At 63.8% G+C, this 17,668-nt stretch carries 19 protein-coding genes and 1 riboswitch; of the genes, 11 read left to right on the top strand and 8 right to left on the bottom strand.

What is annotated here, in order from left to right:
• Nucleotides 1-2 precede the first annotated feature (2 nt).
• Both tcuB and tcuA read right to left on the bottom strand, forming a co-directional pair.
• Nucleotides 3-1,109, bottom strand: coding sequence for a tricarballylate utilization 4Fe-4S protein TcuB (tcuB, locus tag THIVI_RS08115; protein ID WP_014778114.1), 1,107 nt, complete (start codon nucleotides 1,107-1,109; stop codon nucleotides 3-5).
• Entirely contained in the window at nucleotides 1,096-2,523 is a 1,428-nt protein-coding gene (gene tcuA / locus THIVI_RS08110) for an FAD-dependent tricarballylate dehydrogenase TcuA (protein WP_014778113.1), read from the bottom strand. The genes tcuB and tcuA overlap by 14 nt, the downstream gene beginning before the upstream one ends.
• A 182-nt stretch (nucleotides 2,524-2,705) precedes the next feature.
• On the opposite strand from tcuA, the gene cobM reads away from it, so the two are divergent.
• The 9 genes from cobM to metA all read left to right on the top strand — a co-directional run bounded on the left by cobM (nucleotide 2,706) and on the right by metA (nucleotide 12,232).
• The gene (cobM, locus tag THIVI_RS08105) at nucleotides 2,706-3,521 is read left to right on the top strand and encodes a precorrin-4 C(11)-methyltransferase (protein WP_014778112.1); all 816 of its coding nucleotides are present in this window, start codon (nucleotides 2,706-2,708) and stop codon (nucleotides 3,519-3,521) included.
• A complete protein-coding gene (locus THIVI_RS08100; RefSeq protein WP_014778111.1) occupies nucleotides 3,511-4,692 on the top strand; it encodes an adenosylcobinamide amidohydrolase in 1,182 nt (393 codons plus the stop codon). Before cobM ends, THIVI_RS08100 begins: the two co-directional genes overlap by 11 nt.
• 10 nt (nucleotides 4,693-4,702) lie before the next feature.
• Complete coding sequence (gene cbiB, locus THIVI_RS08095; protein WP_014778110.1) at nucleotides 4,703-5,665, top strand: adenosylcobinamide-phosphate synthase CbiB; 963 nt, start codon at nucleotides 4,703-4,705, stop codon at nucleotides 5,663-5,665.
• A 34-nt stretch (nucleotides 5,666-5,699) separates the two neighbouring features.
• Nucleotides 5,700-5,931, top strand: a riboswitch (cobalamin riboswitch).
• 255 nt (nucleotides 5,932-6,186) lie between these two features.
• Nucleotides 6,187-7,593, top strand: a complete 1,407-nt coding sequence (locus THIVI_RS22680; RefSeq protein WP_014776674.1) for an IS701 family transposase — start codon at nucleotides 6,187-6,189, stop codon at nucleotides 7,591-7,593.
• 140 nt (nucleotides 7,594-7,733) lie between these two features.
• Nucleotides 7,734-8,090 (top strand): hypothetical protein, encoded by a 357-nt coding sequence (locus tag THIVI_RS08085; RefSeq protein ID WP_041446898.1) that lies wholly within the window; start codon nucleotides 7,734-7,736, stop codon nucleotides 8,088-8,090.
• A 254-nt stretch (nucleotides 8,091-8,344) separates the two neighbouring features.
• A complete protein-coding gene (cobT, locus tag THIVI_RS08080; RefSeq protein ID WP_014778108.1) occupies nucleotides 8,345-9,400 on the top strand; it encodes a nicotinate-nucleotide--dimethylbenzimidazole phosphoribosyltransferase in 1,056 nt (351 codons plus the stop codon).
• 4 nt (nucleotides 9,401-9,404) lie between these two features.
• Nucleotides 9,405-9,998, top strand: coding sequence for a histidine phosphatase family protein (locus tag THIVI_RS08075; protein ID WP_014778107.1), 594 nt, complete (start codon nucleotides 9,405-9,407; stop codon nucleotides 9,996-9,998).
• An 86-nt stretch (nucleotides 9,999-10,084) separates the two neighbouring features.
• The gene (locus THIVI_RS08070; RefSeq protein ID WP_014778106.1) at nucleotides 10,085-10,966 is read left to right on the top strand and encodes a hypothetical protein; all 882 of its coding nucleotides are present in this window, start codon (nucleotides 10,085-10,087) and stop codon (nucleotides 10,964-10,966) included.
• Nucleotides 10,967-11,137: 171 nt separating this feature from the next.
• Nucleotides 11,138-12,232, top strand: a complete 1,095-nt coding sequence (gene metA / locus THIVI_RS08065) for a homoserine O-succinyltransferase MetA (RefSeq protein ID WP_014778105.1) — start codon at nucleotides 11,138-11,140, stop codon at nucleotides 12,230-12,232.
• A gap of 9 nt (nucleotides 12,233-12,241) precedes the next feature.
• On the opposite strand, the gene arsB is transcribed toward metA, so the two are convergent.
• The 6 genes from arsB to THIVI_RS08030 all read right to left on the bottom strand — a co-directional run bounded on the left by arsB (nucleotide 12,242) and on the right by THIVI_RS08030 (nucleotide 16,726).
• The gene (gene arsB / locus THIVI_RS08060) at nucleotides 12,242-13,345 is read right to left on the bottom strand and encodes an ACR3 family arsenite efflux transporter (RefSeq protein WP_014778104.1); all 1,104 of its coding nucleotides are present in this window, start codon (nucleotides 13,343-13,345) and stop codon (nucleotides 12,242-12,244) included.
• Nucleotides 13,346-13,348: 3 nt separating this feature from the next.
• Nucleotides 13,349-13,783: an arsenate reductase ArsC gene (locus tag THIVI_RS08055; RefSeq protein ID WP_014778103.1), complete on the bottom strand. Its 435-nt coding sequence runs from the start codon at nucleotides 13,781-13,783 to the stop codon at nucleotides 13,349-13,351.
• Nucleotides 13,784-13,821: 38 nt separating this feature from the next.
• Complete coding sequence (locus tag THIVI_RS08050) at nucleotides 13,822-14,151, bottom strand: metalloregulator ArsR/SmtB family transcription factor (protein WP_014778102.1); 330 nt, start codon at nucleotides 14,149-14,151, stop codon at nucleotides 13,822-13,824.
• A 211-nt stretch (nucleotides 14,152-14,362) separates the two neighbouring features.
• Entirely contained in the window at nucleotides 14,363-14,605 is a 243-nt protein-coding gene (locus THIVI_RS08045; protein WP_014778101.1) for a thioredoxin family protein, read from the bottom strand.
• Between the two features lie 207 nt (nucleotides 14,606-14,812).
• Nucleotides 14,813-15,859: a permease gene (locus THIVI_RS08040; RefSeq protein ID WP_014778100.1), complete on the bottom strand. Its 1,047-nt coding sequence runs from the start codon at nucleotides 15,857-15,859 to the stop codon at nucleotides 14,813-14,815.
• 249 nt (nucleotides 15,860-16,108) lie between these two features.
• Nucleotides 16,109-16,726 carry a nitrogenase component 1 gene (locus THIVI_RS08030; RefSeq protein ID WP_052314992.1) on the bottom strand — a complete coding sequence of 206 codons (618 nt, stop codon included), beginning with the start codon at nucleotides 16,724-16,726 and terminating at the stop codon, nucleotides 16,109-16,111.
• 384 nt (nucleotides 16,727-17,110) lie between these two features.
• Between THIVI_RS08030 and THIVI_RS08025 the strand changes: the two genes are divergently transcribed.
• Entirely contained in the window at nucleotides 17,111-17,341 is a 231-nt protein-coding gene (locus tag THIVI_RS08025; protein ID WP_014778099.1) for a type II toxin-antitoxin system VapB family antitoxin, read from the top strand.
• Nucleotides 17,338-17,484: a type II toxin-antitoxin system VapC family toxin gene (locus THIVI_RS23530; RefSeq protein ID WP_041447424.1), complete on the top strand. Its 147-nt coding sequence runs from the start codon at nucleotides 17,338-17,340 to the stop codon at nucleotides 17,482-17,484. Before THIVI_RS08025 ends, THIVI_RS23530 begins: the two co-directional genes overlap by 4 nt.
• Nucleotides 17,485-17,668 lie beyond the last annotated feature (184 nt).

The following is a 17,668-nucleotide window of genomic DNA, read 5'->3' as shown; positions in this document are numbered from 1 at the left end:
TCCTACGGACCGCGAGCGTCGCCGCTGCGGCGCTCCATCGCTTCGTTCACCAGGGCAAGGAACCGGTAGCCCGCGTGGACGAATTTGCCGTAAGGCAACAGCAGAAAGAACGCCAGGACGCTGCCGAGGTGGACCGCGAGCAGGAGGCCCATGGCCGGCGTGGCGCGCCAGGCGAGCAGGGCCAGGCCGGTCGCCGCGACCAGGAACAACTGCGCCAGGAAGGCGCGATCCGCCGCGCGTGCGTCCGGGTCGGTCGGCGTGCGATCCTCCCGCCGCTGGAGCCAGGCCAGTCCCAGCGCGGCGATCGTCATGGCGATGCCGCCGAGCGTGCCGAAGACAACCGGCAGGCTGAACCAGGGGTAGGGCGCCGGCCAATTCAGGAAATGGTGGTAGAGGCCGGCGATCAAGGTGGCGGCGAGACACAGCAGCAGACCGAGGAGCAGCGTCTGATGCAGCCAGCGGCGCCAATGCGAGGGGCGGTCGTCGAGGTCGTTGCAGCCCGGCCCGCCACCGCGGTGGTTGCGCAGGGTCAGGACATCGCGCACGGCGGACCAGAGGACCGGCGCCGTGATCGGATCCGGCGCCCGAGTGGCGCGCCAGTAGCGGCGCAGACCCGTCCCGATGGCCAGCAGCGACCAGCCGAGCGGAAGGACGCCGATCAGCACCATGACCCACCAGGGCAGGATGCGGTAGAAGGCCCCGGCGCCGGTGTGGACGGCGAAGAGCGTCTCCGGGGGGGCGCCGATCAGCACCATTCCGAGCAGCAGCCCGATGGCGCCGCCGGTGACGAGCAGGGCGATCCGCGGTTCCTGGGCGAGCAGACCGGACCAGGCTCGCGGCCAGGCGTACTCGGCATAATTGCGCTGGCGCGTCCGGGCCAGCGCGCGCGGGACATTGACGGCGAAGACATGCGGCGGGGCGTACTGGCAGGCATAGAGACAGTTGCGGCAGCCGTGACAGAGGTTCGCCAGGTGGGCGAGATCGGTGTCGGTCAGCGCGGGGCGGCGCTTCGCGGACTCGAAGAGATCGCAGAAGCCGTTGCAATAGCCGCAGACGTTGCAGATCTCGAGCACGCGGCGCGCCTCGGCGAGCGATTCATCCACGGGCATGGCGCGCCGCCTCCGCGCCGGCGATGCGCCCGAAGACGCAGCCGATGGTCAGGGCAAGACCCGACACATAGCCGCGTCCGATGAGGTTGGGGGCCATGATCATGCCCGCGGCGAAGAGGTTCTCGACGGTCCCGCCGTCGTGCAGCCGCACGCGCGTGTCGGCGTCCACGGCGATTCCGAAATAGGTGAAGGTGATGCCCGGACGCATGGGCCAGGCGCCGAAGGGCGGCTCGATCAGCGGGCGCGCGTGGCGCGACTTGGGCGGTTCCAGCCCATCCGTGCGCCAGTCGCTGTCGTCCGCGCCCGCCGCCGGTGGGCGGACGGCGGCATTGTAGCGGGCGACGGTCTCCGCGAGCGTCGCCGCCGGGATCTCCAGTCTGGCCGCGAGCCCGCCGATGCTGTCGGCCGCGAGCGGCGGATAAAGCGACGGCGGCGCTTTCCGCAGACCCCGAGCGTCGAGGATCAGATAGGCGATCTGTCCCGGACAGGCGGCCAGTCGCTGGCCCCAGAGCGCGTAGCGCGTGGAGGCGGTATCGCCGCCCTCGTCGTGGATACGTCGCCCGTGCGTATCGACCACGATCCCGGCCGGCATGCAGCGGACCCGCGTGACGATCCCGCCGTCGTCGCTTGGCGAGCGCGCATCCACGGCGACCAGATAGGCGCCGCGCGGATCGCCGACCGGCAGGGCGCCCTGACGCAGCAGGGCGTGCAAGACCTCCCCGGTCGCGAAGGGCGTGCCGCGATTGATGAAACCCTCGGCTGCATTGCCCCACTGGTCGCGCAGCCAGTCCCGATTGGCCTGGGAGCCGCCGCAGCAGACGATGGCGGCGCGCGGTTGGAGTGCCCAGGTGCCCGACCCCTGTTGGCAGTGGATCCGTTCTAGGTGTCCCTGGCCGATGCGCGGATCGCGTACCGCGCAGTCGTAGCGGATCATGACCCCGAGCCGCTCGGCCGTCGCGTAGAGCGCGTTGACCATGGCCGTGCCGCCGCCGAGCAGGAAGGCGGTCTTGCGCGAGGGCGGCAGCACCCCGCTCGCGGTCGGCTGAAACAGCACGCCGGAGCCGGCGAGCCAGTCCGCGATCTCCGCCGAGCCCTGGATCAAGCGCCGGGCCAGGGCGGGGTCGGTCGTGCCACCGGTCGCGCGCTGGAGATCGGACGCGAACTCCGCTTCTGGATAGACCCCGACGGAGAGCGGCGAGGGCGATTCGTGCATGACCCGCAGGTTGCGCGAATGCCGGGTGTTGCCGCCGCGCAGCCAGCGGGGCGCCTCCTCCAGCAGCAGCACCGAGGCCCCGGCGCGCCGCGCCGCGATGGCCGCGCAGAGGGCCGCCGCGCCGCCGCCGATGACTAGTACGTCCGGTCGGGTCGGTAGGACCCCGCTTGCGGGCGACAGACCGGGCAAGATCGCCCGCAAGCGGGCTCCTACGGTGGTGGATTGCGCCAAACCAGGAATTGCCGAGAGAGATTTGACAAGGGCCGATGCTGGCAAGAAGAATGCTCGACTGAATTCGCGCAACCTTAGATGAGGATTATCCGCCATGCAACCCTCCCGCTTCCCGAACCTCGGCTGGCAGGCACCGGTACGGAACCTGCGTAATGGGTAAGGTCTGGTTCGTCGGCGCGGGGCCCGGCGCCCCGGATCTGATCACGGTTCGCGGCGCGCGGCTGCTGGCCGAGGCCGGGGCGATCCTCTACACCGGCTCGCTGGTGGCCGAGACCGTGCTGCAATGGGCGGGTAAGGACTGCGAGATTGCCGATTCCAAGTCGATGGACCTGGAACAGGTCACGGCATGGCTGTTGGAGCGCGCCCAACGACACGCGACGGTGGTACGGCTCCAGACCGGCGATCCGACCCTCTACGGTGTCCTCGCCGAGTTGGCGCGACCGCTCGACGCCGCGGGCATCCCGGTCGGGATCGTCTCCGGGGTCTCCTCCGCCATGGCCTCCGCCGCTGCGGCGGGCGAGTGCCTGACCCTGCCCGAGGTCACTCAGACCGTCATCTTCACCCGGCTGTCCGACCGCACCCGGATGCCGGAGGGCGAGTCCCTGACCGCGCTGGCCGCGCATGGCTGCACCCTCTGCATCTTTCTCTCGATCGAGCGCATCGCGGCCGTGGTCGAACATCTGACCGTGGCCGGCTGGGCGCGCACGGCTCCGGTCGTGGTCGTGCACAAGGCGACCTGGCCCGACGAGGAACTGGTCCTGCGCGGCACCCTGGAGGACATCGCCGGACGTTGCCGCGACGCCGGGGTCGAGCGACAGGCGCTGATCCTGGTCAGCCCGGCCCTGGGCGCCCGGTCACGCGCCGCCGGCCAATCCTCGAAGCTCTACGACGCGGCCTTTCCGCGCCGTTTCCGTCCGGCGCGGGAGGCCGGTTCAGCCAGCGACGAGCGAGAGACCGATGCGACTTGAGGAGACCGACCGCTATCTCCTCAGTCGCCACGGGCGCTATCTGACCGCCGAGCTGAGGCGGCCGCATCGCGTGCTCAGTACCTGCCGGATCAACGGCGGGCTGCGCGAGGATCTCACCCACATCGCCAACCACCAGAGCGGCGAGGGCGTCGCCCATGTCGTGCGGAAAGGCCATGACCTGGGTGCCGGGCTCGATGCCTATCACCGAGCGGCCTGCGCGTCCGGCCAACTCCCGCCCGCGTCGACCGCGCTCATGGCGACCGCGGCCAATATGCAGTGCGCGGTGCTGGCGCGCGCGGATCACGCGGATCTGTCGGTCTCGGTGGCGGCGACCGCCGGCGTGCTCGGCAACGCGACCCGCGCCGGCGATCCGGCGGGCTGGCACGAACACCGGGATGGCAGCCGCCCGCTGGGAGGCGAGGACGGCCAGGATTGTCCGGTCCAGGCCGCCGCCGCGATCGCGCCCCCGGAGGCGGGCGCGGGGACTATCGTGACCCTGGTCTTCGTCAACCAACCTTGTACGCCCGCCTGTCTGGTGCGGGCCGCGACCCTGGTCACCGAGGGCAAGAGCGCCGCCGTGCTGGATCTGCGCATGCCGAGTCTGCAATCGGGGAGACTGGCGACCGGCACCGGGACCGATCAACTCGCCATCGCCGCGCCGCTGGCGCGCGCGGACGATTGGGAACGGCACTGGGCCGGGAGCCACAATACCCTGGGCGAACTCCTGGGACGGGCGACCCACGAGGCGGTGACCCGTTGTCTGCTGCTGCAAAACGGCGTCTGCGCCGAGCTACGGCGCACGCTCTGCGGGGCACTGGGGCGCCATGGCTGCGACGAACCGACCCTGCTGGAGCTGGCGCATGGCGAGCTGGATGCCGCGGATGCCAACTGTTTCGAGCGCAACCTGCTCGCCCTTGTCCATGATCCCCTGAGCGCGGCGGCGGCCTATGGGCTCGCCGAGATCCTGGACCTGACGCGCACGGGCGTGCTGCATGCCGAGGCCGCCCGCGAGGCGATCTTGAATCAGGCGGCCCTGCTCGCGGCGGCGGTGGCCGTGACGCCCGAGCATTTCGGTCATTTTCGCGTCCTGCTGCAAGCGCGTCAGGAGCTGCCGCCCGGTCGACTGGCAGCGCTGGCGGTCGTGAAGGGGTTCGAGCGCAAATGGCTGTGAGCAAGTGGTCATGACCGAGCACCTGGCGCTCATCCTCGCCGCCTGCCTGCTCGACGTCGCCCTGGGCGATCCGGTCTATCGCTGGCACCCCATCCGCCTGGTCGGAGACCTGATCCTGGCCGGCGAGCGCCTGTTCTTCGCCGTTGGGCTCAACGGGCGGCTGGGCGGCGTGCTGCACTGGTTGCTGACGGTGGCGTGCGCGCTGGGCGTCTGGTTTGGGATCCGCGCTGGGCTTGGCCTTGTCCACCCCTGGCTGGCGTTCCTTTGGGATCTTTACATCGCCTATAGCCTGCTGTGCCTGCGTGGACTGGTGGAGCAGGGTTGGCGTGTCCTGAGAGACCTTGAGGATCTTCCGGCCGCGCGCGAGCACATGAAGATGCTGGTCGGACGGGATACCGAGCCGCTAAAACGCGACGGGATCGTCCGCGCCACCATCGAAAGCCTGTCGGAGAATCTGACCGACGCGGTGCTGACACCACTCTGGGCGCTCTGTCTGTTCGGACTTCCGGGGCTGATTCTGGTCAAGGTGGTTTCGACGCTGGACTCCATGGTCGGCTACCGGACCTCGCGCTACGAGCGTTTCGGCTGGGCGGGCGCGCGTAGCGACGATCTGGTGCATTGGCTGCCGGCGCGGCTTTCGGTCTTGCTGATCGCGACCGCGGCCGCCCTCCTGCGTCTGCACCCCTGGCTCGCCCTCCGCTCGCCCTGGCGCTATCGCCGGTTGCTCCCGAGTCCCAATTCAGGCTGGAGCGAGGCCGCCTGCGCGGGCGCGCTGCGGGTCCGACTGCTGGGTCCGGTCTGGCGCGATGGCCAGTTGATCAATCGCGAGGTCTTCATGGGCGATCCAAACTGGCCAGCCGATCTCGGGGCCGAGGATTTGCGGCGCGCGTTGACCTTGATTGCCCTCTGCTGTCTATTCGCGATGGTCCTCGGATTGGTGATCGCCTCTTATCGATTCCCGATGCCATGGTGATCAGGATCGCTTTACATGGGATGATCGTTCGGATTAACATCAATCCAGTTATGGTTCCTGGGGTCGTCATTCTGACTCGGGATTAAAAGGGAACACGGTGAGGTACGAGACATCTCGACTAATTCCGTGACTGTCCCCGCAACTGTAAACGCATAGGCACGTCAATAGACCACTGGGTTCGATCCGTTCGAGTGATCGATGCCTGGGAAGGTTGACGAAGCTGTTGACGCGTGAGTCAGGAGACCTGCCATACAGATTCCAACCACGAATTGGGGCGGGTGATCCCCTGGATGTGAGCCTTGTCACTCTTGCAAAGCCCCTTTCTTTCCCGCATTGATCCCTGGGATGTCTCTCGCGGACCTGTTCCGGAACCTCGCTGTGGATTGGGCTTGTCGCCTTTCCCGCGGAGATTCCATTCCGGGCCGATTTGCTCCAGCCTAATTCTACTTTGTTAGCTTGACATAAGCTTATGATTTTCAAATATTATTTTCAGGGAAAATTTTATTTGGAAATGGCAGATCATGGCTAACGCGATTGGTAGCGAAACCGATGCGATGTTAAAAAACATGGTTGGTAACCTCTCCGCTCATCTGGAGGATTATCACGAATTTTTTCAAAACGAAACAGCTGATGGTCATGAACTGAGTCGAGCTTACATCATGGGTCTTCTCAAAACTGAAGCCGGAAAACGGAATCTCGAACGCATCAACGAAGAAATTGATGTGTCCGGTGGTGATGGTTATCAACGGATCCAACAGTTCATCACAGATTCACCGTGGTCGGCGGGAAACCTCATCGGTGCGATCGCCCAAGACACCTCAAGTCTGTATGCGAATCAGCCGAATTATCGCGGTCGGGATGTCGGCTACATCATTGATGAGTCAGCGCATCTCAAGAAAGGCAAGTATTCCGTTGGCGTCGCGCGGCAATATGCCGGTGTCATTGGTAAGGTTGAGAATTGCCAGGTGGGCGTTTATGCCAGCTTAGTTTGGGAATCACAGAGCACGTTAATTAATGAGCGGTTGTTCCTTCCAACGTCCTGGACCGCTGATTTAAAGCGATGTGACCAAGCGGGTATTCCTGAAGAGGCACGTCAGTTTAAAACGAAGATCGAACTCGCACTGGAGATGATTCAATCCGATCTGGCGGCGGGCGTAGACATTGGTTGGGTGGGCGGTGATGGCCTGTACGGACACGGGTTAGAGCTTGGTGTTTCTTTAGATAACATAGGGTTAAATTTTCTGCTTGATGTTCATTGCGATCAGATGATCTATCCCCTCAAACCCATTCTATCGGTTCCGGAATCCGCTGGGCGAGGACGAAAGCCAACCAAACTTCAAGCTGATCGCGACCCCACGCAAGTGAGATGGTATGCCGACCATCTTTATCCTTTCCAATGGCGCACGATGGCCGTTCGCAATGGGGCCAAAGGGCCGATCACGCTGTCCGTTCATACCGCTCCCGTGTGGGTTTGGGATGGCAAGTCGGAGCGCGTGACCGAGCGGGTATTGGTCATCAGCCGAAATCACGCGGACAACAAGATCAAATACTCACTCAGTAATGTCGATTATCGGAGCACCCCGATCGAAAGGCTGGCTTACATGCAAGCACAGCGCTATTGGGTTGAACGGGCATTTCAAGAAGCCAAAAGCGAATTAGGAATGTCAGATTATCAAGTCAGAAAATGGAATGCCTGGCACCACCATATGGCGCTGGTGATGTTGTCGCTGTCCTTTATTGTTAAAGAGCGTCTTTTGCACAAAACCGATTATCCATTGGTGAGTTGCCGTGATCTTCGGCTTCTCATCATCGCTTTACTACTCAACGATCCGGATGCGGTCGAAAAAAGAATCCAGCAAATGCGGGTCAGGCATGAGCAAAGGCGCAAGGATATCGAGCGTTATTACAAGCTGACCGCGACGGGATAGTCAATGCGTTTGAATTAAAGTAACAAAGTAGAACTAATGGCTGGCGAGTGAGCTACTTGCCCCAGATTCGGTAAGCGGAGAGCTTCTGTCCTTCACCACTCACGGATCCGCGCGCAAACCTTGCAATGGGTGGAAGACGTATGGAACCCGAATTCATCTCAAGGCCGAATGAAATGGACCATTTCGATGCATTATTCGATTTTTGGTTCGATGCGGGCTGGGATGTCTGCAAGGGTAATAGAAGCGACGAATGCTTTCCTCCGTTGAACGATATGATCGCTCAAGGCGCCTGGCTATACGGTTTTCGCGCCGCCTGGATTGCATTGAATGGAGAAAAATGCATCCACGAACAGGCATGTCGTTCGAGAGCGGAAAATGATTCCGATATCGAGGAAATGATATCCATGCAATTATCGGATGCCTTGGATGGGCGCGCCCGTCTTCTCCTGCAGCTTCGTGCCAGCGACCGGGATGCGGGAGGATGCGGTATCAATTGATATCCTATGACCCTGGCATCCCATTATCAGATGCTTTTCCGCGCGGATCGGTCCAACCGAGCCATCTTTTCGCTTTCCACTTACATCGTCGACGATCCAATGAATGATCATCTTGCCGTGATAGAAGCGCCGCGGGCGCGCGAAAGCTCCCGTTCCCCGGGAGGTGAGAAGGCGTCAGGGGACGCCGCAGCGAACGGCGTCACCCGGCCGAGTCGTCTTTCGCTCCTGTCCAACGATCCGATGAGGGTGACGTCATGAGCACGGGTCTTGACTGGATCAAGGATCCATGTATGTCGATCGATACGGCGGCCGCCGAAGCGGCGCGTCAACGCCAGGATCAGCTCACCAAGCCCAGAGGGTCGCTCGGGCGTCTGGAGGAGATGGCCATCCGGCTCTGCGGGATGCAGGGAACCGCGACGCCCTCGCCCGACCCGGTCCAGATCCTCCAGTTCGTCTCGGATCATGGCGTGGCCGCGGAGGGCATCTCGCTTTTTCCGCAGGTGGTCAGCGTCCAGATGCTCCACAACATCGCCCGCGGCGGTGCGGCCGTCTCGGTGATGGCGGAGGCGGTCGGTGCCCGGATGGAGATCTTCGACCTGGGGGTCGTGACCGACCCCGGTCCGATCGAGGGGGTGCGGTCGGAGCGTCTCGGGGCGGGCAGCGGAAACATCGCGCGTGAACCGGCGATGACCGAGGAACAACTCGCGGCGGCGCTCGCTCTCGGGCGCGCCGCGGTCGAACGCGCGCTCGCCAACGGGGCCAGACTCCTCATCTGCGGCGAGATGGGCATCGGCAACACCACCCCAGCCACCGCGCTCGCCTGCGCACTGCTGGGTCTGGAGCCTGCCGCGCTCGCCGGCCCTGGGACCGGACTCGATGCCGGCGGCGTCTCGCGCAAGGCGGCCGTGGTTGCCAAGGCCCTGACGCTCCATGCCGCGCCCGGCCGCGCAACGCTCGAACTGCTGCGCCGGCTTGGCGGTTTTGATATCGCGGCCAGTGCCGGCGCCTATATCGCCGCCGCCCAGCGGGGGCTGCCAATCCTGGTGGACGGCTTCATCATGAGTTCGGCCGCGCTTGTCGCCGTGCGACTCAACCCCTGTGTACGCGACTGGATGCTCTTCGCGCACCGCTCGGCCGAGCCGGGTCACCGCCACATGATGGAGGCGCTGGGCGCCGATCCCTATCTCGACCTGGGGCTGCGGCTCGGCGAGGCGACCGGGGCGGAGACCCTGGTTCCCCTGCTGCGGCTCGCCTGCGTCGTCCACCAGCGGATGGCCACCTTCGCGGAGGCCGGGGTGAGCGAGGCCTGAGATCGTGGCCGAGCGTCTCCTGGATCTATTGCGCCATGGCGAGGTCCAGGGCGGCACGCGTTTTCGCGGCGATCAGGACGATCCGCTGAGTCCGCTCGGCTGGGAGCAGATGCGGCTTGCCACGGCGGATCTCGCCGGCTGGACGCGCATCCTCAGCTCGCCGTCGCGTCGCTGCATCGAGTTCGCGCGCGAGCTGGCCGACGGCTTGGGGCTGCCGATCGAGGCGCGTTCGGCGTTCCGGGAGCGCGGATTCGGCGCCTGGGAAGGGCTCGCCGCAGACCAGATTCCGGCCGATGCGCTCCATGACTTCTGGTCCGATCCGGTCGGCTACACGCCGCCGGACGCCGAGACCTTCACGGCGTTTCGAGCGCGCGTCCTGGACGGCTGGCGCGCTCTGCGGAGCGAGACCGATCCGCACAGCCTGCTCGTCACGCATGGCGGGGTCATCCGGATCCTGGCGGCCGAGGTGCTGCGGATGTCCGAGGACGCCTTCTTCCTGTTCGAGGTTCCTCATGCCAGCCGCACGCGTCTGCGGATCCCCGACCCGCCTTGGCGGACGAGCCTCGTTTTTCATCGGTCGGTCCCGCCGCGCGTTTAACGGGCCGCTAGTCAGCGGTGCGCGCACTGCATTACCATCGAAACCCTCGACGACTGACGTCTCGCCCTTTGCTGGAGTCTTAATCCTTGAAGTTCACGGTCGACGAATTCCGCGCCTGGAAGCATAAATGCGTGACCCTGCTCGGCATGTCCGGGGTCGGCAAGACCTATCTCTCGGCGATGCTGCGCAACAGCGACTGGTTCCATTATTCGGGCGACTATCGCATCGGCACCCGTTACCTGGACGAGCCGATCCTGGATCTGATCAAGGCGCGGGCGATGCGCGATCCCTTCCTGCGCGATCTGCTGCGCCGCGACTGGATCACCATCCGCAACATCATCAAGATTCACGATCTGGGGCCGGTCCTGAGCTTCATCGGCAAGCTCGGCAATCCCGAACTGGGCGGTCTGCCGCTGGCGGAATTCAGCCGGCGTCAGGCGCTCTATCGCGAGGCCGAGATCGCGGCCATGCTCGATGTGCCGGATTTCGTGCGCAAGGCGCGCGAGATCTACAGCTATCCGCATCTGGTGAACGATGTCGGCGGCAGTCTGTGCGAACTCGACGAACCGCGTGTCATCGATCTGCTTGCCCGGCACAGCCTGATTTTCTATATCCGCGTGCCGGAGGCGGACGAAATCAAGCTGATTCAGCGTGCCCAGGCCGATCCCAAGCCGCTCTATTATCGGCCCGATTTTTTGCGCGCCGCGCTCAAGGATTATCTGGCCGAACATGCGCTGGACTATGTCGCCGAAATCGAACCCGACGCCTTCACGCGCTGGGTCTTTCCGCGCCTGTTCCACTCGCGGGTGCCGCGTTACGAGGCGATCGCCCGGCCCCATGGCTATACGGTCTCCTCGGTGGATGTCGCGGGGGTGCGCGACGAGCAGGATTTTCTGCTGCTGATCGAGTCGGCGATCGCGCACTCCGAGAGCCAGGCGACACCCGATACGCCTCGCGCGGAGATTTAAGGCGATTTCCTGGGAATAGCTCATGCCATTCTCCTCGTCTGACGCCGTTCGTCCCGAAGCAGTTTGTCCCGAAGCCGTTCGTGGTGAGGCACTCGAACCACGAACGGCTTCGGGACGAACGGAAAATCGCTAAACTCTTTCCTGGAAACCCTCCAAGGAACGCCATTCCCCATGCCAATCGTTGCCCATAACGACCTGCCCACCTTCGCCCGTCTGCGCGAAGAGGGTCAACAGATTCTCGACCCGGACCGCGCGCTTCAGCAGGATATCCGCGAGCTGCATATCGGTCTGCTTAACATGATGCCCGATGCGGCCCTGGCCGCGACCGAGCGGCAGTTTTTCCGACTGGTGGGTCAGAGCAATCCGATCGCGCAGTTTTACGTGCATCCCTTCACCCTGGACGCACTGGCGCGCGGTTCCGAGACCCAAGCATATATCCAGCGCTATTACGAGCCGTTCGAGAAGATTCGCGAGGAAGGGCTGGATGCGCTGATCGTCACCGGCGCCAATGTCACCGGCTCGGATCTGTCCAGGGAACCCTTCTGGGAACCGCTGATCGAGGTGGTCGACTGGGCCTATGAGAATGTGTGCTCGACGCTTTGCTCCTGCCTGGCGACCCATGCCGTGATGCAGTTTCGCTACCGTCAGGCGCGCCAGCCTCTGCCGGCGAAGTGTTGGGGGGTTTATGCGCACCGGGTGGTGGAGCGGACGCATCCGCTGGTGAGCGATGTCAATACGCGCTTCGATGTGCCGCATTCGCGCTTCAATGACATCAGCCGCGCGCAGTTCGCTGCCGCCGGGCTGCACGTGCTCACCGAGAGCGACGACGCCGGCGTGCATCTGGCTGTCAGCCCGGACGGCTTCCGGCAGATTTTCTTCCAAGGGCACCCCGAGTACGACATGATCTCCTTGCTGAAGGAGTACAAGCGCGAGGTCAAGCGTTTTGCCGCCGGCGCGCGGGTCGACTATCCGCCTTTCCCGGACCATTATTTCAGTCTGCAATCGCGCGCCATTCTGGAAGAGCATCGCGGGCAGATTCTGGAGGCCCTGGATCAGGGACGCGAGTTACCCGGCTTTCCGGAAGACCGGATCGTCGCCCGGCTGAACAACACCTGGCACGATACCGCGCAAGGCGTGGTTGGGAATTGGATGGGGTTGGTCTACCGGGTCACCAACAATGACCGCCGGCTGCGCTTCATGGCGCATGTCAACCCCGACGATCCGCTGGCGCTGGGGTGGAGCGGGGCGCGCTCGCGCGAGGACTGACCATGGATATCAAGCGTTTTCAAGGGCGCTTCTCTGCGCGACCGGAATCCCGGCCTCGTACCAGCCCTTGCTCCGATTGACCACCCGCACCACCAGCAGCATCACCGGCACCTCGATCAGCACCCCGACCACGGTCGCGAGCGCCGCGCCGGACTGGAAGCCGAACAGCGCGATGGCCGCCGCCACCGCCAGCTCGAAGAAGTTGCTGGCCCCGATCAGCGCGGAGGGGCAGGCGACGTTGTGTTTCTCGCCGACCTTGCGGTTCAGCCAATAGGCCAGCGACGAGTTGAAGAAGACCTGGATCAGAATCGGCACCGCCAGCAGGGCGATGATCAGCGGTTGCGCGAGGATCTGCTCGCCCTGGAAGGCGAACAGCAGCACCAGGGTCAGCAGCAGGGCGACGATGGAGGCGTGACCCAGGGTGTCGAGGGTGGCGTCGAAGCGCGCCTGGCCCTGGGCGAGCAGCCGCTTGCGCCAGATCTGGGCGACGATGACCGGGATGACGATATAGAGCGCGACCGAGATCAGGAGCGTGTCCCAGGGCACGACGATCGCGGATAGCCCCAGCAGCAGCCCCACGATCGGCGCGAAGGCGACGATCATAATGGTGTCGTTGAGCGCGACCTGCGACAGGGTGAAATAGGGATCGCCCCCGGTCAGCCGACTCCAGACGAAGACCATGGCGGTGCAGGGCGCGGCGGCGAGCAGGATCAACCCGGCGACGTAGGAGTCGAGCTGCTCGGCCGGCAGCCAGTCGGCGAAGAGTCCGCGGATGAACAGCCAGGCCAACAGCGCCATCGAGAAGGGCTTGACCGCCCAGTTGACGAACAGGGTGACGCCGATGCCCTTCCAGTGATCGCGCACCTGATGCAGGGCGCCGAAGTCGATCTTGATCAGCATTGGGATGATCATCACCCAGATGAGCAAGCCCACTGGCAGATTGACCTGGGCCACCTCCAACTTGCCCAGAAACTGGAAGGGAGCGGGCAGAAACTGACCTAGCCCGATACCGACCAGGATGCAGAGCGCGACCCAGAGGGTCAGCCAGCGCTCGAAGATGCTCATGGGAGCGCCTGCGGCCTGTTTGAGAGTGATTTCGCATTGTACGGACATGGGCTACTCCGATGCGGTCGAGTCGAGACCCAGCGCCTTGGCGACGGCCGGAACCAGCCGCGCGCGGATCTCGTCGCGTACCGCGATGAAGGACGCCAGCGGTTCGCCGTGGGGGTCATGGAAGGGCAGGTGGATCTGTGTCACCGGGCGCGGAAAGATCGGGCAGACCTCCTTGGCGTTGTCGCAGACGGTGACCACCAGGTCGATCGGCTCGTCGATGACCGCGTCGATGTCCTTGGGGCGGAGCCCCGCGGTCGGCAGGCCGATCGCTTGCAGCGCCGCGATCGCGCCATCCGCCACCTTGGGCTGCGGCTGGGTGCCGGCCGACAGGGCGCGCACCCGGCCGGCCAGGTCGTGATTTAGAAGGATCTCGGCCATCTGCGAGCGGCATGAATTGCCGGTGCAAAGAACCAGGACGGTCTTGGTGGCTGTGCTCATGAGCGATCTCGCTTGATGGGGAATCGGGCCGGTTGGGATCAGGTTTCACAGGGCGCGCAGACGGAAGGCGCGGGCGCGGGCGTGATCGTCTCGGTTCCCAGTCCGTCCTTCATGTGCATCAGGATGCGCAGTGCCCAGGCCGGGAGTTGCGGATGCAGCCGATAACGCATCCAGACCCCGTCGCGCCGGGCCAGTACCAATTCCGCGCCGCGCAGAACCGCCAGATGCCGCGAAATTTTGGGCTGCGGGGCATCCAGCGCGCTGTGCAGATCGCAGACGCACAACTCGTCGTGTTCCAGCAGCATCGTCAGGATGCGGCGGCGGATGGGGTCGGCAAGGGCCTCGAAGAAGGCTTGGGGATCGAGCATGGCGGAGCATCGCAAGGGTTTTGATGACGTGGCTGACTTCTTTCCGGAAATCCTATCATATGCAATATTGCGTATATGATGAATTTTTGATGACTGTTTTTCAGGCGCCAAACGTCTGCCGCAGCGGATGTCATGGTCAAACCCAGTTCATCTTGAGACATCCTGTCCATTGACGGCCTCTTGATGGGTCTGCGTTTTTCCGGAAAACGCCTTATTGCGCCGCCGCGAACCATCCCTCCACCGTCTTGCGATCCGGCACGCCGCCCGAGTGCACCACCTCGCCGTCGATCACCACCCCCGGTGTGGCCATGATGCGGTACTGCATGATGTCCTGGATCTGATCCACCTTCTCCAGTTCGATCTCGACGCCCTGGGCGCGGGCGACCTCCTCGACCAGGCTCAGGGTGGTCTGACAGTTGCGGCAGCCGGTGCCGAGGATCTTGATGTTTTTCATGGGAATGGACTCCGTTTTAAACCGCGCCCGGCGCGGTATTGTGATGTTTTTGGATTGGATCGATCTTGGCCGCAACGACGATGGTCGGAGCGAGCGCGGTTTAAACTATTAAAAAACATAAAAACTTAAACCGCGTCTCCGTCAGGGGCCGTGGATGCGTCAAAGGTCGAATTCGCGCGACACTCAGCATCTCGCGCTGCGCGCGGTTTAGAGAACCAGATTGAAGACATAGCCGACCAGCAGGATACCGGTGGCGACCACGCCGATGAAGGTTGCGATCAGCGGCCATTTGAGCACCTTGCGCAGGATCAGCATCTCTGGGGCCGAGAGCGCGATGACGCTCATCATGAAGGCGAGCGTGGTGCCGAGCGCCGCGCCCTTGCCGATCAGCGCCTCGACGATCGGGATGATACCGGCGGCATTGGTATACATGGGAACCCCCAGCACCACCGCCGCCGGCACCGCCCACCAGACATCGCGGCCCATGAAGGCGGCCATGAAATCCTCCGGCACATAGCCGTGGATCAGCGCCCCTAGCCCGATGCCGACCAACACATAGGGCCAGACCCGCCCGACGATCTCGCGCACATGCTTGAGCCCGGCATGGAGACGCTTCGGCCAGGCGAGATCGCCCCCAGACGCGGCCATCGCTTCGCCCGCCTGGATGGCACGCACCCAATCCTCCAGATGCCGCTCCATCTTCAGCTCGCCGATGATCAGTCCGGCGACGATGGCGATCAGCAGCCCCATCCCCAGATAGAGCAGCGCCACCTTCCAGCCGAACAGCCCCAACAGCAGCGCCAACGCCACCTCGTTGACCATGGGCGCGGCGATCAGGAAGGAGAAGGTGATGCCGAGCGGCACCCCGGCGGAGAGGAAGCCGATGAACAGCGGCACCGCCGAGCAGGAGCAGAAGGGCGTGACGATGCCGAGCGAGGCGGCCATGGCATTCCCGACCCCGAGCCGTCGTCCGGCGAGCAGGGCGCGGGTGCGCTCCGGGGCGAAGAAGGTCTGGATCACGCCCATGATAAAGACGATGCCGGTCAGCAGGAGCAGCACCTTGGGCGTGTCGTAGAGAAAGAAATGCACCGCCTCGCCGAGATGGGTCGCGCGGGTCAGACCGAACAGGCTGATCGCCAGATCGGCGAGTTCGGTGAGATGGGCGTAGGTCAGCACCCAGAGGGCGGCGGCGATGGGCAGGCCCGCCAGCCAGGGGGCGAGGCGGAGTTCGTCGGTGGTCGTGGTTTGGGTCATGAGTAGAAAAATCGGTGGCTTGATTGGGAATAAAGACGAAGCAGGGCGAAAAGGATGCAGGGGTGGGCGGATCGAGTATTTGCCGCGCGCATCAAAAGCGAGTGGCCAACCGTAAACGCAGGCATTCCAATCGGTTCCTGAAGTCCTCGAATGTCAGCTGTTCATCCGATACGGCAATAAGCATTTGCGATGCCCCAATCACGAATCGATCCGCCCCCGAGATTTTCATGCCGGCGTCTTCTAGCTTCTTTAGGACTCGCTGCGCGAAATTCGGCATGAACAGGATGCGCCACGACCACGAAAAAACCAGCGTTGCATAATCATACCGCGATATGACCGCCCCGGTTTTCGTGGAGGCTCTAACTTTTGAGAATGATGTCGTGAATGCGGAGACCGGGACGCCGGGCGGACACCGGCGCCCGCCGGATCGGGCTCGCGGGTGCCGATGACGTGCTTGAGCAGGACATCCCCGGCGATGCGGTTGCCGAGATTCTTGTTGCCGTAATAGACGAAGACCGCCGCCGGACGATGGGTTTCGATCGCCTGACGGATGGCGAAGAAGAGCCGCTTCTCGCCGCGCCCCAGGATGACATCCAGCTCCGAGAGATCGGTGGTCATGCCGACCCGGAAGAGACGGGCGCCGCTGGAGCGCGAACCGCGATTGTCCCAGGATGAGCCGGCGCAGCCGATCGGCCCATGCACCAGATGCGCGGCATCGGCGATGGGGACCAGGGTATTGCGCGCCCCATCGAAGGCACAGCCGCCCTGGGTCGCACCCGGCTTCGCCCGCGCGCAGCATGACTTGTTCTTGTGGTTGTGCGCACAGGCCGGTTCGTCCTGGAGGGCGGTAATCTCGCTGGCATTCATTCGGTGTCTCCCGATGAGCGGTCGCTGCTCGGGAGCGATAGAGCAAACCTGGTGCCAGTCGGGTTGCGGCGATGGGGAAACGGCTCGACCGCTGACCTGAATCCCGAATGAATTCAATCCGATCAGATGTCTGAAGGCGCCAGTCATGAATCCGATCGATCCGCCCTGCCCTTCGCGCATACCGGCCCGAACAGCGCCAGCCGTACCGATCAGAACGATTCCCGCGGTCAACGGACATTTCCGAGCGAACGATCGTCTCTTAAACCGCGCCAGCGCCAACAGTCGTCGATTTTGCCAAGGCCGACTCAATCCCCAAACATCGCATCTCGCACCGGACGCGGTTTAATATCGACGACATTGATCTCAACATCCAAGGACTTGCCCATGCCCCTCCAGATCGCCAATCCCACCGTTATCGTTAAGGTCGAGCGGCTCGCCAGAGCGACGGGTTTAAACAAAACGGCGGCCGTTGAACGCGCGGTTGATCGACTGCTTTCCGAGCTGGAGAGCGCCCGTCCGCCCGCCGCCAGCCTGCTGGCCCAGTTCGACCGTATCCCTGACCGAACTGACGCCCTCGATCCCCTGGCTTGGGACGACCTGGGGCTTCCCAAGTGATCGTCATCGATACCTCGGCGCTGGTGGCGATCGCCTTTGGGGAACCCGAACGCGAGGTCTTCGTCGGCATCATCCAACAAGCGCCGCAGGTGCTGATCAGCACCCCGACGGCGCTGGAAACCCGCATGGTGATGCATGCTTAGTGAAGCATGGGAGGGGGATGGGGGTAATCAGATCGACTAGACCGACAGCAGAGGCATGTCTACGATTTGTGCGCCCCGTCTGCAAATTGTCAGAGGGGCGCACAAACTCAAAAGTAGATCAGCACCGGGTAGAGGCTAGCGTGAATGACTGGAGATGCTCCTAGTCGCTAGCATTCTTTGAGTT

The sequence above is a fragment of the Thiocystis violascens DSM 198 genome, from assembly GCF_000227745.2.
Classification (GTDB): domain Bacteria; phylum Pseudomonadota; class Gammaproteobacteria; order Chromatiales; family Chromatiaceae; genus Chromatium; species Chromatium violascens.
Note: the sequence above shows the minus strand (reverse complement) of the source record. Positions and strands in the feature narration are given on the sequence as shown.